The sequence below is a fragment of the Bacillus sp. 01N45 genome (genome assembly GCF_056399205.1).
Window position 1 is genome coordinate 357962 of record NZ_JBFTQW010000004.1, and the last position, 14490, is coordinate 372451.

The window sequence follows — 14490 nt, forward strand, 5'->3', positions numbered from 1 at the left end:
ATTGAATTCTATGTATTGATTTAATAGTCTTTATATCCCTTCGCTATAAAACACTTGTAAATTATTGTTAATAAATAATGTATATCGTAACAAACCTCTTTTCTACAAAAATAAAAAAGTCAGCTTTGCTAACTTTTTTATCCGGCCATTTTCTTTTTTTTCATTTCCTCTATTACTCTCGTATACTTCTCTTCATCAAATTCATTTTCACTTTTTGCAACAACTACAGTCGCAATACCGTTACCAATTAAATTGACGATAGCACGTGCCTCTGACATGAAACGATCTACACCAAGTAATAGTGCTAACCCTTCTAATGGAATAACATTCATTGCTGACAAAGTAGAGGCTAATACAATAAATCCCCCGCCTGTTACTGCCGCTGCTCCTTTAGATGTAACTAATAAAATAGCTATTATAGTTAATTGTTGACCTAGTGAAAGATCGACGTGAAAGACTTGAGCTAAAAATATAGTAGCCATAGATAAGTAAATTGTCGTTCCATCTAAATTAAAAGAGTACCCAGTCGGAATGACTAAACCTACTACCGGCTTCGAACATCCGAAGTCTTCCATCTTTGTCATCATTCGCGGCAATACTGATTCTGATGATGATGTCCCGAGAACAATGAGTAATTCTTCTTTAATGTGAGCTAAATATTTCCACAAACTAAATTTGTACAGTTTACAAATAAAATTTAAAACAATAAAAACAAATAATGCCATTGTTGCATATACACAAATCATTAATTTACCAAGTGGTATGAGCGTGCTTAAACCATATTTACCAATTGTAAACGCCATCCCGCCGAATGCTCCAACCGGCGCTAACTTCATAACAATAGATAAAATATTAAAAAATACTTTTGATAATCTTTCAAAAAAGTCAATAACCGGTTGTCCATTTTTCCCGAGCATTGTTAACCCTGCACCGAATAAAATGGAGAAAAACAGAACTTGTAAAATATCACCTTTTGCAAATGCTTCAAACATGTTAGACGGTACAATATGTAAAAAGAAATCCATCCACTTCATTTCTTGCCCGCTTTGTACATATTGTGAAACATCTCCGCCCTTTAGTTTCGAAGGATCTAATCCATCTCCGGGACGTACAACATTCGCTATGATGATACCAATAATTAAAGCCGCTGTTGTAACAATTTCAAAATATAATAGTGCCTTACCACCAACACGACCTACCTTTTTCATACTTCCCATACTTGCAATACCAAGCACAATCGTTAAAAAGATTATCGGTGCAATAACCATTTTAATCATATTGATGAATGTTTCACCAATTGGCTTCATCTCTTGTCCAACACTAGGCAAAATTGCCCCTACTGCAATACCACAAATAATTGCCACAATAACTTGGAATGTTAAATTCTTTACAATTCTCATTTTTAATACTCCCCTGTTTCGTTCATTTCTCCCATACGATTTCAATAATTGCTAATGATGTATTTTATGTAATAGCCCCCCTGCTATTTAACTTAAACCACATAATTATGTTACACTATTATCAATAATTTGAAAATAGTATATAATATTTGAATTTAAATACCATACTATTAAACGTAATAAAAAAGCAGACATTATGCCTGCTTTAATTCTCCTCAATCTGCTTTTCACTTAATCCTAGATGTGTTCTAAGCGTATTACTCAAACTCTGTAGATCTTTTTTATTAGGGTTATAATAATATACACGTTGCCCATTTGGACCGTTAGGTAAATATAAATCATCTCCGCCTAATTGAATCTTTTCAACTGAACCATTTAAACCGTATTTATAAAAAGATAAAATATCATCCATTACTAAATTTGTTTTAAAATCGCCGTCAATCGCCTCAACTATTTTTTCTAGCTTCGTAATCGAGCCTACACTTTTTAATTTACTTAACATCGCTTCAATAACAAGTTGTTGGCGCTGACCTCTCATTGCATCACTATCAATATGACGCGTTCTTGCCAGTGCAAGTGCTTCTTCCCCTGTTAATTTTTGTAGTCCTTTTTTCAAATGGATTGCGTCAGGTTCATCTTTACTATTTTGCTCCGTAAATTCAACTGGGACATTTACTTCAATTCCATCTAATCCATCAACAATTTTAGTAAATGAATTAAAATTAAACTTCACAAAATAATCAACAGGCACTTGTAACAACTTTTCTACTGCTTCCACTGAAGCTTGCGGTCCTCCATCTTTACCATTTTTAACGAAACCACTTCCATATGCATGCGTTATTTTATCTTTTTTCTTTTCAACTGGAACATATGTATATGTATCACGTGGTATGCTCGTTAATTTCACTGTCTTATCATCTTTATTAAAAGTAGCTAACAGTAGTGCATCTGTATGGAAAGCACCATTATACTCCTTTTGTCGTTCTTGATTTTCATCAATTCCCATAATTAAAAGTGAAACATTGTTTGCAATTGGCTTTACAGTTTCCTCACGTAAATGTGATTTTTCACCACGCGCTAAATTTAAACTAGACTTTTGTACGAGATTAGAAGTTTTCGTATATACATAAGTACCATATCCAACTCCGCCAAATAGTAATACTGCTAACAAGACACTTATTATCGTTGTCTTTTTATATTTTCTTTTATTTTTCTTTTCTCTTGAAGAAGAGGTATTCTCCATATCGTTCCCTCCGTTTTCTATTCATCTAATATATTTTTCAATTTTTCATAATTAGTACTATCCTTTTGAAATACATTCTCTTTCAACCCTTTGTTTATTTGTATCCATTCAGTTGTAATCGAATATTGAATCATACCTTCGTGGAAACTAAGGAACTTTAGCATAATCCCCGTATTTTTCTCTACAACCATTTCAAATTTCCCTCTTAAATCTTCAGATGTACTTACAGGCATTTCTATGTTTATTGTCCCTTCTATTTTGTAGCAATCAAGTCCAAGATACTTCGTTTCTTTATAATTCCAATCTTTATATCGGATTAATAGCTCAGCAAATTCTGATTGCATACTATACTTCGCAAATCCCACATATTCGTCATCATATCGTTTCTTTTCACCTGATTTTCTCAATAATCTTTCCGTAGGATTTAATTTTAATAGTTCATAGTTTCTTTCCTTCGGGCTCCATTTTGTCTCTCTATATGTATACTTCTCATCATCAAATTCTTTTTTCTTGCCCTCGTTATATATAATTGTTCGTTTTTTCGTTAGCTTATCTTCTTTCGAAGAGATACCTCTTTGTTGCTCCGTATCAATCGCATATTTGTATGTTGTAGCGATTCTTGACGAACTAGAATATTCCTCAAATTGTCCTGAAATATTTTTAAAATGATCAATGGAATCCAGCATCTTTTCATGAATCTTTTCTTTATCTGGATAGTTTACGTTCGATTTTATTTCTTCTTCATTTTCATAATCAGAAAACGCCTTTTTCTTTACATATTCAAATACCCCACCATTTTGAGCAAAAATTTGATCAGAAAACTCCGACATAGACACAATGGACAGTGTTAGAACCGCAGCACTTATAGCCATCATATAAACTCTGTAACCTTTCTTTTTTACCGGAAGATTATGTAGTGTACGATTAATCTTTTCATTTAACTCTGGTGGTACTATAACATTCTCTTCTTTTATTCTCTTTTTTATTTTCTCATCAAATAATTTTTCGTTATCCATCCTATACACCTCCTATTCCATCTTTAATCGCTTTTGCAATTGTTCCCTCGCGCGTGACAATCTCGATTTCACTGTTCCTTTTGGCACTTCTAAAAGCTTCGCTATACTTTCTTGATTCATATCTTCATAATAAAAAAGCACCGTAACCGCTCTTAACCCTTCATGTAATGATTGAATCGCATTACACAAATCTATATCTTCATACTGATCACAAGCACTCATATTGTAATCATTTTCTTCTATTACCATTATCTTTTTGTATGATCTAATAATGTTGTTACACTCATTTATCAAAATTCGAATTAACCAAGCTTGAAAAAACTCTTCTTTCTTTAATTTTTTTATATTTTCATAGGCTTTTAAAATTGTTGCCTGTATCGCATCCTCTATATTTGTCTCATCACGTAACATAGCCTTTGCAATACGATACATCTTCATTTTTTCTGTATGTATAAGCGCCATAAACGCTTCATGATCACCTTTTTTCGCTAAGGAAACATCGGTTTCTTCTTTTACAATCATTTTATATAAAGGGATTACTTTCACAATTGCTCCTCCTGTTTCATCCTCACTTCAAATTTAACTTTACATGTATTAGACGGATGAGCCTAGAAAAAGGTTCATTTTTTTGAATATTTCCATAAAAAAAGGTAAACATTCTTCATGTTTACCTTTACTCAGATGTAATTCTAAGGAAATATCCATCTGGATCGACAACTTTAAATCCCCGCATCTCCCACGGATAAGTTTGAATTTCTTCTTGTATTGTGCATCGCTTCTCTTTACAACGTTCATATACTTCTTCAATCCGATTGACAACAACAATTAGTTCAAAGCCATTCCCCTTCATGTCTTTTCGATTGTAAAAATAGTGATTTTCACTCAATGTTGAATCAGTAGCTAGTAACAGAGAAAACTGATCGTGATTAAAGCGTGCTGCATGCATACTTCTTTTATACAACTGTAAACCAATTACTTCTTCATAAAACAATAATGACTTCTCAATATCATTTACATATAGCTTAACCCGGAACAAATGATTCATTCGTTTCCTCCTCATCAAAAAAAGCCCACTTTCTCAGTGGACTTTCTACTTTACAACGGTAAATCCCTCTTTCTAAACACTACAATTGCTACTATGAAAATACAAAGTGCTCCAGTAGTTAAACCTATACTCACTGGCCATATATTATATGTTCCCTCAGCAATTTCTTTCGGACGAAATAGCGTAAATAATGATATATTTCTCACCCACTCTAACTTATCGCTTAATTTACCTACCATGTCCGTTACGAAAAATAAAATAGTTAAACTTGCTGAGTAGCTAAGTGCCTTTCTTTCGTCATTACATATACAAGAAAAGAAAAATGAATACGCACTAACGACTAAAAATATTAACCCACCGACTATATTTATCTTCAGGAATAATTCTTTATTTAAGTTATTATCTTGTAGAAACCACTCTGCACCTACTATACCCGCTACATACGTAACAGTTACTATGATTAGTAGCCCTAATACGAGAATAGCCGCTTGCGTGATTGCAATTTGCACTCTAGATACAGGTGTTGCTAGCAAGTATGCCATCGCTCCTTTATCTACATGACGAGCAATTAAATGCGTTGCAACTGTTACACAAAAAATTGTTAATATGATAATAAACAATAGACTATAATATTCGCCAGCTAAAAAATCCATTACGTTTTGAATCGGACTTTCCATTCCAACAATTTTTTTCACACTATCAGGCATAGCACTTATTAATTCATTTAACCCTTTCGCTGATACCATTGAAGGGAAGATCCAAATTAATAACCATAAATATAGAGCTGCACCAGTTGCATAACTCAAAATACTTTTTTGTGTTTCTTTCAAACTAGCTAAAAACAATTGCTTATTCATGCTTTACCCCTTCTTTCTTATCGTAATAATGCATAAATAAATGTTCTAAATCCATTGCTCTCGTTTGAAGCGCCGTTACATTATAGTTTGAAAGTGTTTGTAAAACAGTTTGATAGTTTCCTTGCACAATAATCGATGCTTCTCTACCTTTCACCGCTTCAAATTGCAAATTACATTGTGTAAGAGATTCAATCTCTTCTTGCGATGATACGGTTACATCTATTACCTGTCGTCTCAAGCTTTGTAAATCATGAATATTTTCAACCGTTACAAGGCGACCATCTTTAATTATAGCCACTCTGTCACAAGTTCTCTCAATCTCAGTAAAAATGTGCGATGACATAAGGATTGTTTTCCTTCTTTGCTTTTCTTCTAATATTAAATCGATAAACACTTGCTGCATAAGTGGATCGAGTCCTGATGTTGGTTCATCTAAAATTAACACTTCCGGATCATGCATAAAAGCAGCAACAATTCCTACTTTTTGCTTCATTCCTTTAGACATTTTTCGAATCGGTGTTTTCACATCAAATTGTAGACGTTCTATTAATTCATCTCGTCTTTTCATATCCTTTAACCCGCGCATTCCTTGCATTAACTTTAAAAACTCTAATCCGTTCATTCCTTCAATAAAAGAAATTTCTCCTGGTAAATAACCAACTTCTCTTTGAATTTTCGCTGCTTCATCCCAGCAATCTAATCCAAAAATTGTCGCTTTACCAGCTGTCGGTTTTATAAATCCCATTAAATTGCGAATTGTTGTGGATTTCCCAGCACCATTTGGTCCTAAGTAACCAAATACTTCCCCTTCTTTTACATCAAATGTAATATGAAACAAACCTTTTCCATTTGAAAACTGTTTTGTGACATTTTGAACTGAAATCATAATTCCACCTCATTTTTTGAAATATTTAATATGTGATATTTCAAAATTATTGTACTCCTCATCTTTCATATTCGCAACAAATTTTTGAAATATTTATATGTCCATATTTCAAAATTATTGTTTTCCATTATTTTTTCTTGTATATTTTAATTGAGGTGATTGCATTGAACGGCTTTGAAAGAGTAAAAGAAAAGAAAAAACGCGCTATTAAAGAGGCGGCTTTCTTATTATTTTCAGAACGTGGATTTAATGAAGTGAAAATAGAACATATTGCAAAAAAAGCAAATGTTTCTCAAGTTACCATTTATAATCATTTCGGAAGTAAAGATGCATTATTTAGAGAGCTTATACAAGACTTTATCATATCTGAATTTCAATATTATAAAGATCTTGCAGAGGAAAAATTACCTTTTCATGAGATGATGCAAAAAATGATTGTAAGAAAAATGAATACTGGTGGGTTATTTCAGCCGGATATGTTACTACAAATGATGCAAAGAGATGAAGAGCTCCGAGAGTTTATTTATAGTTATCAAAACGAAAGAATCCTGCCTTGGTATTTAGAAATACTAGAACAAGCACAGCAAAAAAATGAAATTAACCCTCACCTTACTAAAGAAATGATGTTACTATACATTCAAATGTTCACTAAACTAGGTGATGATTTCGGGGCTCAGCTTCTTGAAGGAGATCGCGAAAAACATATACAAGATATCGTTACGATGTTCTTTTATGGACTGTCCGTCCCAGAAAAATAATGTTTCTAAAGAACAAATACCATCACAAAAAAAGCCCTTTGGATATTTAAATCTCAAGGGCTTTTTCATGTCAATAAAATGATTAAAACTAACTTTATCTTAAAGCAGTTAAATGCTGCTTTATAGATAATACCTTATTATAGATTAACTCTTTTAGCATAACTGGCTGAATTGAGATAATTGTTTCACCGAAATTCAGAAAGTAACTTGAAATAAACTCAACTTCTTGTTTGTTAAAATAGCCTGTTATACTATAATTTTCATTTTCTTTTTGTATCCTCATGGAAGGATAATTCTCTTTATCAAAAATATCTTTTCCTTTTTGATTAACAATGACACGAAAATCAATTGCATCCGGCTTTCTGTGAAAAGTTGTAAGATAACTTAACAACTCTTCAAGATTTTTTGGATTCGTATTGCTTGTTTCCTCAATAGAAAGAATTTTATCACATCTAATTATTTGAACATTATTTGTCTCAAAATTAAAGATTTTAGCATACCACTGGCCAAATTTAGATTCTATTCGAATAAATTGGGCAACCAATACTTTTTCCTCATCTTTTTTTAAATATGTTAAATGATAAACTCGCTCAGCAAAAATCCCCTGTAAAATTTCTTTTAAGAACGGACTAAAATTACTATGATTTGTTACTTCAAAAGAAAGCGTTCTTTCCATGATTGAAATATTTTCACTCACATTATCAGGTAATACATGTTTAAATTTATTTTCAAGCGCAATACTTTCTACATTAAATGGTTTTGTCTTGTATCCATTTAGCGTAAGAATCGAAAAGTATAACGCATACATTTCATCCACACTAAAATAAATTGGCGATAACACACTATTTTCTATAATTTTATAACTTCCATTTCTACCCAGTTCAGAATATATTGGTACACCTATTTCTTCCAATGATTGAATATCTCGCAACGCTGTACTTTTAGAAATATCATATCTAACCATTAAATCTTTTAAATTAAAATATCTTTTATTATTTAAGTAAATAAGCATATCATTTATTCGTTCCGTTTTTTTCATATTTCCCTCCCAAAAAGGTGTCATGTATTGAAACCTTTTTAGTCTATATTATAATTATTAACTAATAAAGGAGTTATATATTTATGACATTAGAAATAGCTATTTTTCTTTCAATGAATGGGCATGCAAAGGAGGCAATTAATTTTTATACACGCAATTTAGAAGCTAAGCAGTTAATGATTGTTACGTATGGAGAACTGGCCAAAAGAGATCGTTCCTTTAAAATTACAAGTGAAAATCAAGATCATATTGCTCACTCTGTTTTACAAATTGGGAATACAAAGCTAATGATTGCAGAAGATACAATGAAACCTAATGAACGTTATAACGTTGGAAATAACATGTCACTTTGCATTCAAAGCGCTAATTTAGAAGAAATACAAAGGTTTTATAATAATTTAATTTCCGATAAGCATGTGAAGATAATCTCTCCGCTAGAAAAAAATATATTTAGTGAAGCATATGGGATTATTGAAGATCCTTACGGCATACAAATCCAGTTAATGTATGACAAACGATTAAACTAAATAGTTATCCATATTCACATATTCCTAATAAAAAAGACACGAAATTCGTGTCTTTTTTACTTTATAGTGATGACTCTACCGGTTTCACTACTTTCAATCGCTAATTGAATAAGTCGAATAACTTCTAAGCCTTCTTGTGCTGTTACAGGTGGTTTCTCACCATTTACTATACTATCTCTTACACCTTTATAATACATGTCATAACAGCCAACTTCTGTTGGAATACGCTCTAGCTTTTCTTCCGTATGTAAAGTAGCAAAATTCTCTTCAGCATCTACTCCATAACCGTTATCGCCTGGCTTCATTCCATTTTTTAATTGTTCTTCCTGTGAATCCATACCGTATTTCACGATAGAACCTTTATCTCCATGCAGTGTAAAGTGTGGACCTTCTTGCTTTACGTAACTGCTACTATGTAAAGTGACACGTTTAACACCGTAGTGAAGTATAACATGGAAGTAATCATCAATTTCTGCACCTGGTCGTTGTTTGATTACATCTGCACTTATCGCATCTGGTTTCCCAAATAATGATAATGCTTGGTCAATTAAATGCGATCCTAAATCATACAGTATACCTGATCCTGGTAAATTCTTTTCTCTCCAGCGATCACGTACATTCGGGCGAAAACGATCGAAATGCGCTTCATATGCGTATAGATTCCCTACTCTATTTTCTTCTAACAATTTCTTTATCGTTAAGAAATCATTATCAAAACGGCGATTATGATACACGCTTAACACCACATTATGCTGTTTTGCTAATGAAATTAGTTCTTCGCCTTCTTCAATTGAAACAACGAATGGCTTCTCCACAACTACATGCTTACCATGTAAAATTGCTTCTTTTACATATGGAAAATGAGTTGTATTCGGTGAAGTAATGACCACTAAGTCAATATCAGCACGATTTACTAATTCCTCAATTGTGCCAACAACTTCAGCATTTGGTAATGCTTGCTTCACTAGTTCTTCTTTTGAAGATAAAATAGCACGAATATCATATTCTTCTATCGTTTGTAATAATGGGATGTGAAATGTTGTACTAGAAAATCCAAATCCTACAATGCCTACACCTATTTTTTCCATGTTGCCCCTCCATCTGTCCCGCTTTAACGGACAGTAAGATTCCTACCTCAAAATTCAGCGAAAGCAAAGAAATTAGTTGAGGAATCAACTGCTCGTAAAAGTCCGATTGATTAAAGTTCCACTTTATGAGAACGATTTCATTCAGTTATTATAACAAGATTATTATTATTTACATAATAATTTGCCTAGAAAAAAGCATCTTGCCATTATTCATAGCAAGATGCTTTTTTACTCCGGTCGTTTTTTTGTCCACGTTTCAATAACTTCACCAGTATCATTAACATCTAGTACTAAACTACCGTTACTATACCGGTCTTTATTTCGATACGCTTTCGGATCAATTTCTTCTACAATATGTTTCTCAGTCTTCATATATACTAGTTCATCATCTCGAACAATTTCAATACCGACAATACGGTATGGATTACGTTTTAACTCTTTAAAAATAACAAGACCTCGCTTCGCTCTCGTTGATTTCTCAATTTCTGATGCTTTTAGACGTTTTACAGCACCTCGCTGCGTAACAAGAATAAGTTGATCTTTGTCACCATTTAAAGGTTTACCCGAAGCGACATAATCATCTTCTTTTAAGTTAATTGCTTTTACACCAGCGGCCCTTACACCGACTGGACTTACTTCATCTTCATGGAAAATAAGTGCATATGCACCATAGGTTGCAAGAACAATATCACTCGTTCCATCTGTTGCAAATATATCTACAACATAATCATCTTTTTTCAAATTCACAGCGACGAACGCTCTTGAATAACGCTGAACTTTATATTGGTTTAATTCTGTTTTCTTAATCATACCATTTCGTGTAACAAATACGATAAATCGTTTTTCTTCTTCAAAATTCGGTACGACGGTCGCCCAAATAATCATTTCATCCCGCTCGAGTGAAACGAGATTCGCAACGTGTTGACCTAAATCTTTCCAACGAATTTCTGGCATTTCATATACTGGCAGATATATATAGTTTCCTTTATTCGTAAATAAGAGGACTGTCTCTGTCGTATTCGTATCGAATCGCTCCAGTAAGATGTCACCCTCTTTCATACCGAAGTCTTTTCCGTTCGATGCATTATGTGAACGCCAACCTGTTCGTTTCACATATCCTTCTTTCGTTACAGTAACGATGACATCTTCCTGCGGAATCATAACTTCCACATCGATTTTAATTTCCTCAATTTGTTCTTCAATAATAGCACGGCGATCATCACTATATGTTTTCTTGACTCTCTTCAAATCTGTTTTAATAACTTGAAGAAGTCTTTTTTCACTTTGTAAAATTGACTGTAACTCTATAATCTTCTTATTAAGCTCGTCTGCTTCTTGTTCTAGCGCCGTAATATCTGTATTCGTTAAACGATATAGTTGCAGCGAAACAATTGCTTCTGATTGCGCTTCTGTAAATCCAAATTTCGTACTTAAATTATCTTTTGCATTACGTTTATCCTTAGAAGCACGGATTGTTTCAATCACTTCATCTAAAATCGATAATGCTTTCTTTAAACCTTCTACAATATGTTGACGGTTTTCTGCTTTTCTTAATTCATATTGTGAGCGTCTCGTAACAACTTCTTTTTGATGCCCAATATACGCATCCAAAATCTTAGGTAATGTCATAAGTGTCGGACGACGATTATTTATCGCTACCATATTAAAGTTATATGGAATTTGTAAATCTGTGTTCTTATATAAATAATTTAAAATACCTTCAGCATTTACTTCTTTTTTTAACTCTACTACGATGCGAAGACCTGTACGATCTGTCTCATCACGTACTTCAGCAATTCCATCTAGTTTTTTATCTAGACGTAATTCATCCATTTTTTTAACCAGGTTCGCTTTATTTACTTCATACGGAATTTCTGTAATAACGATTTGTTGCTTCCCACCACGGATTGTTTCAACTTCAGCTTTTCCGCGAATAATAATTTTACCTTTTCCTGTTTCATACGCTTTTTTGATACCATCAATCCCCTGAATAATACCACCTGTCGGGAAATCTGGTCCTTTCATAACTGTTAATAAATCATCAACAGTACTATTCGGCTTATCAATACGCATCATCGTCGCATCAATTACTTCCCCAAGGTGATGCGGAGGAATTTCTGTTGCATAACCAGCTGAAATTCCTGTCGATCCGTTCACTAATAAGTTCGGGAACATCGCTGGAAGTACAACAGGTTCTTCACTCGTATCATCGAAGTTTGACACAAATTCCACTGTTTCTTTATCGAGATCACGTAATAACTCAGATGCAATTGGTGATAATCTTGCTTCCGTATAACGCATTGCCGCTGCTGGATCGCCATCCACACTACCATTATTACCATGCATTTCAACTAAAACATTACGTACTTTCCAAGTTTGACTTAAACGTACCATCGCCTCATATACAGAGGAATCACCGTGTGGATGGTAGTTACCAATAACATTACCAACTGTTTTAGCTGATTTACGAAATGCTTTATCATGTACATTTCCTTCTACATACATAGAATATAAAATACGTCTTTGCACCGGTTTTAAACCGTCACGCGCATCTGGAAGCGCGCGATCTTGAATAATATATTTACTATAACGTGCAAAGCGGTCACCTAACACGTCTTCAAGCGGGAGGTCATGAAACTTCTCTGCCTGCATGTTATTCCACCTCCGTCTCCATAATCATTTCATTTTCTAAAATGTTTCCTTCTTCTTGCATACCAAATTGTACATTTCGTTCGATCCATTTACGGCGAGGTTCTACTTTATCACCCATCAATGTCGTAACTCGGCGCTCCGCTCTTGATGCATCGTCAATTTTCACACGAATCAACGTACGTGTTTCAGGATTCATCGTCGTTTCCCATAATTGGTCTGCATTCATTTCGCCAAGTCCTTTATAGCGCTGCAGCATGTAGCCTTTACCGACCTTTTTTGTTACACCATCTAATTCTTCATCAGACCATGCATACTCAATCACTTCACTCTTACCTTTTCCTTTACTTACTTTGTATAAAGGAGGAAGTGCAATAAATACTTTGCCAGCTTCGATAAGTGGTTTCATATATCTGTAGAAGAACGTTAGTAACAATACTTGAATGTGCGCACCATCTGTATCAGCATCGGTCATAATTACAATTTTATCGTAGTTAATATCTTCAACAGCGAATTCATTCCCTACACCACCGCCAATAGCGTAAATGATTGTATTAATTTCTTCATTTTTAAAGATATCAGCAAGTTTTGCTTTTTCTGTATTGATTACTTTACCACGTAACGGTAATACCGCTTGGAAACGTCGGTCTCGACCTTGTTTCGCGGAACCACCCGCAGAGTCACCCTCTACTAGGTACAGTTCATTTTTTTGCGGGTTACGTGATTGTGCTGGTGTTAACTTACCACTTAATGTACCTTCTGATTTCTTTTTCTTTTTACCAGTACGCGCTTCTTCTCTCGCTTTACGAGCAGCCTCACGTGCCTGCGCTGCTTTAACTGCCTTTCTCACAAGAAGTGTAGCAACATCCGGGTTTTCTTCTAAAAAGTAAGCTAAATGCTCAGATACAATTGCATCAATTGAAGAACGAGCTTCACTTGTACCAAGTTTCCCTTTCGTTTGCCCTTCAAACTGAAGTACTTCTTCTGGTACACGTACAGAAACGATAGCCGCTACACCTTCACGAATATCTGTACCTTCTAAGTTTTTATCTTTTTCTTTTAATAACGATACTTTACGAGCATACTCATTGAACACACGAGTCATTGCTGTCTTAAACCCAGCTTCGTGTGTTCCACCATCTTTTGTACGTACATTATTTACAAACGAAAGAATATTTTCTGAGTAGCCATCGTTAAATTGAAAAGCTAGCTCTGCCTCAATTCCATTTTGTTCACCAGTAAAATATACAACCGGATGGATTGAATCTTTTTCTTCATTTAAGTATGAAACGAAAGCTTCGATTCCTGTTTCATAATGAAAGACATCTTCTAAATCATTTCGCTCATCTTTTATTGAGATTTTCATCCCTTTTAATAAGAATGCAGATTCACGTAATCTTTCACATAATGTTTCGTAATTGTAATTTGTTGTGCTGAAAATCGTTGTATCTGGTTTAAAATGTATTGTCGTACCAGACTCTTTCGTCTTCCCGATCTTTTCCAGTGTCGTTGCAGGAATACCACCATTTTCAAAGCGTTGTTCATAAATATTTCCGTCACGTTTAATCGTCACTACTAACCATTCTGACAAGGCATTTACAACTGATGCCCCAACACCGTGTAAACCACCACTTGTTTTATAGCCACCTTGACCAAACTTACCACCGGCATGAAGTACAGTTAAAATAACTTCAGGTGTAGGTTTCCCAAGTTTATGCATTCCCGTAGGCATTCCTCGCCCTTTATCAATAACGCTAATACTATTATCTTTATGTATTACGACAGAAATTTCGTCGCCAAATCCCGCTAACGCTTCATCAACGGAGTTATCTACTATTTCATATACTAAATGATGCAATCCACGGCTATCCGTACTCCCGATATACATACCCGGGCGTTTTCGAACGGCTTCAAGTCCTTCTAGCACTTGAATTGCATCTTCATTATATTGGAACTGATGCTTTGCCAAACTCCTTGCCCCT

At 34.1% G+C, this 14490-nt stretch carries 13 protein-coding genes; 2 read left to right on the forward strand and 11 right to left on the reverse strand.

Annotated features, from left to right (window positions below):
• Window positions 1-137 precede the first annotated feature (137 nt).
• From AC1DMU_RS12285 to AC1DMU_RS12315, 7 genes are all read right to left on the reverse strand, one after another.
• Window positions 138-1400 (reverse strand): dicarboxylate/amino acid:cation symporter, encoded by a 1263-nt coding sequence (locus AC1DMU_RS12285; protein WP_088064176.1) that lies wholly within the window; start codon window positions 1398-1400, stop codon window positions 138-140.
• A 205-nt stretch (window positions 1401-1605) separates the two neighbouring features.
• A complete protein-coding gene (locus AC1DMU_RS12290) occupies window positions 1606-2643 on the reverse strand; it encodes an LCP family protein (protein WP_088064177.1) in 1038 nt (345 codons plus the stop codon).
• Window positions 2644-2660: 17 nt separating this feature from the next.
• Window positions 2661-3659: an anti-sigma factor gene (locus tag AC1DMU_RS12295; RefSeq protein WP_088064178.1), complete on the reverse strand. Its 999-nt coding sequence runs from the start codon at window positions 3657-3659 to the stop codon at window positions 2661-2663.
• A 12-nt stretch (window positions 3660-3671) separates the two neighbouring features.
• Window positions 3672-4205: a sigma-70 family RNA polymerase sigma factor gene (locus AC1DMU_RS12300; RefSeq protein ID WP_088064179.1), complete on the reverse strand. Its 534-nt coding sequence runs from the start codon at window positions 4203-4205 to the stop codon at window positions 3672-3674.
• Window positions 4206-4332: 127 nt separating this feature from the next.
• The gene (locus AC1DMU_RS12305) at window positions 4333-4704 is read right to left on the reverse strand and encodes a VOC family protein (protein WP_088064180.1); all 372 of its coding nucleotides are present in this window, start codon (window positions 4702-4704) and stop codon (window positions 4333-4335) included.
• Window positions 4705-4754: 50 nt separating this feature from the next.
• A complete protein-coding gene (locus AC1DMU_RS12310; protein WP_088064181.1) occupies window positions 4755-5561 on the reverse strand; it encodes an ABC transporter permease subunit in 807 nt (268 codons plus the stop codon).
• The gene (locus AC1DMU_RS12315) at window positions 5554-6447 is read right to left on the reverse strand and encodes an ABC transporter ATP-binding protein (protein ID WP_088064182.1); all 894 of its coding nucleotides are present in this window, start codon (window positions 6445-6447) and stop codon (window positions 5554-5556) included. The genes AC1DMU_RS12310 and AC1DMU_RS12315 overlap by 8 nt, the downstream gene beginning before the upstream one ends.
• A 137-nt stretch (window positions 6448-6584) precedes the next feature.
• Between AC1DMU_RS12315 and AC1DMU_RS12320 the strand changes: the two genes are divergently transcribed.
• Complete coding sequence (locus tag AC1DMU_RS12320; RefSeq protein ID WP_142291795.1) at window positions 6585-7205, forward strand: TetR/AcrR family transcriptional regulator; 621 nt, start codon at window positions 6585-6587, stop codon at window positions 7203-7205.
• A gap of 94 nt (window positions 7206-7299) precedes the next feature.
• On the opposite strand, the gene AC1DMU_RS12325 is transcribed toward AC1DMU_RS12320, so the two are convergent.
• Entirely contained in the window at window positions 7300-8268 is a 969-nt protein-coding gene (locus tag AC1DMU_RS12325; RefSeq protein WP_215558944.1) for a helix-turn-helix transcriptional regulator, read from the reverse strand.
• A 59-nt stretch (window positions 8269-8327) separates the two neighbouring features.
• Here AC1DMU_RS12325 and AC1DMU_RS12330 point away from each other — a divergent pair, with 59 nt between their 5' ends.
• Window positions 8328-8771 (forward strand): VOC family protein, encoded by a 444-nt coding sequence (locus AC1DMU_RS12330; protein ID WP_088064185.1) that lies wholly within the window; start codon window positions 8328-8330, stop codon window positions 8769-8771.
• A 56-nt stretch (window positions 8772-8827) separates the two neighbouring features.
• On the opposite strand, the gene AC1DMU_RS12335 is transcribed toward AC1DMU_RS12330, so the two are convergent.
• From AC1DMU_RS12335 to parE, 3 genes are all read right to left on the reverse strand, one after another.
• Window positions 8828-9859: an oxidoreductase gene (locus AC1DMU_RS12335; RefSeq protein WP_088064186.1), complete on the reverse strand. Its 1032-nt coding sequence runs from the start codon at window positions 9857-9859 to the stop codon at window positions 8828-8830.
• Between the two features lie 228 nt (window positions 9860-10087).
• Window positions 10088-12511 (reverse strand): DNA topoisomerase IV subunit A, encoded by a 2424-nt coding sequence (parC, locus tag AC1DMU_RS12340; protein ID WP_001147486.1) that lies wholly within the window; start codon window positions 12509-12511, stop codon window positions 10088-10090.
• 1 nt (window position 12512) lies between these two features.
• Window positions 12513-14477, reverse strand: coding sequence for a DNA topoisomerase IV subunit B (gene parE / locus AC1DMU_RS12345; protein WP_001062189.1), 1965 nt, complete (start codon window positions 14475-14477; stop codon window positions 12513-12515).
• Window positions 14478-14490: the final 13 nt, after the last annotated feature.

Bases quoted from the DNA above. Each gene is read 5' to 3' on its own strand.
- AC1DMU_RS12285 (WP_088064176.1), bottom strand. From the start codon at position 1,400: ATGAGAATTGTAAAGAATTTAACATTCCAAGTTATTGTGGCAATTATT.
- AC1DMU_RS12330 (WP_088064185.1), top strand. From the start codon at position 8,328: ATGACATTAGAAATAGCTATTTTTCTTTCAATGAATGGGCATGCAAAG.
- AC1DMU_RS12310 (WP_088064181.1), bottom strand. From the start codon at position 5,561: ATGAATAAGCAATTGTTTTTAGCTAGTTTGAAAGAAACACAAAAAAGT.
- AC1DMU_RS12315 (WP_088064182.1), bottom strand. From the start codon at position 6,447: ATGATTTCAGTTCAAAATGTCACAAAACAGTTTTCAAATGGAAAAGGT.
- AC1DMU_RS12295 (WP_088064178.1), bottom strand. From the start codon at position 3,659: ATGGATAACGAAAAATTATTTGATGAGAAAATAAAAAAGAGAATAAAA.
- AC1DMU_RS12290 (WP_088064177.1), bottom strand. From the start codon at position 2,643: ATGGAGAATACCTCTTCTTCAAGAGAAAAGAAAAATAAAAGAAAATAT.
- AC1DMU_RS12335 (WP_088064186.1), bottom strand. From the start codon at position 9,859: ATGGAAAAAATAGGTGTAGGCATTGTAGGATTTGGATTTTCTAGTACA.
- AC1DMU_RS12325 (WP_215558944.1), bottom strand. From the start codon at position 8,268: ATGACACCTTTTTGGGAGGGAAATATGAAAAAAACGGAACGAATAAAT.
- parC (WP_001147486.1), bottom strand. From the start codon at position 12,511: ATGCAGGCAGAGAAGTTTCATGACCTCCCGCTTGAAGACGTGTTAGGT.
- AC1DMU_RS12305 (WP_088064180.1), bottom strand. From the start codon at position 4,704: ATGAATCATTTGTTCCGGGTTAAGCTATATGTAAATGATATTGAGAAG.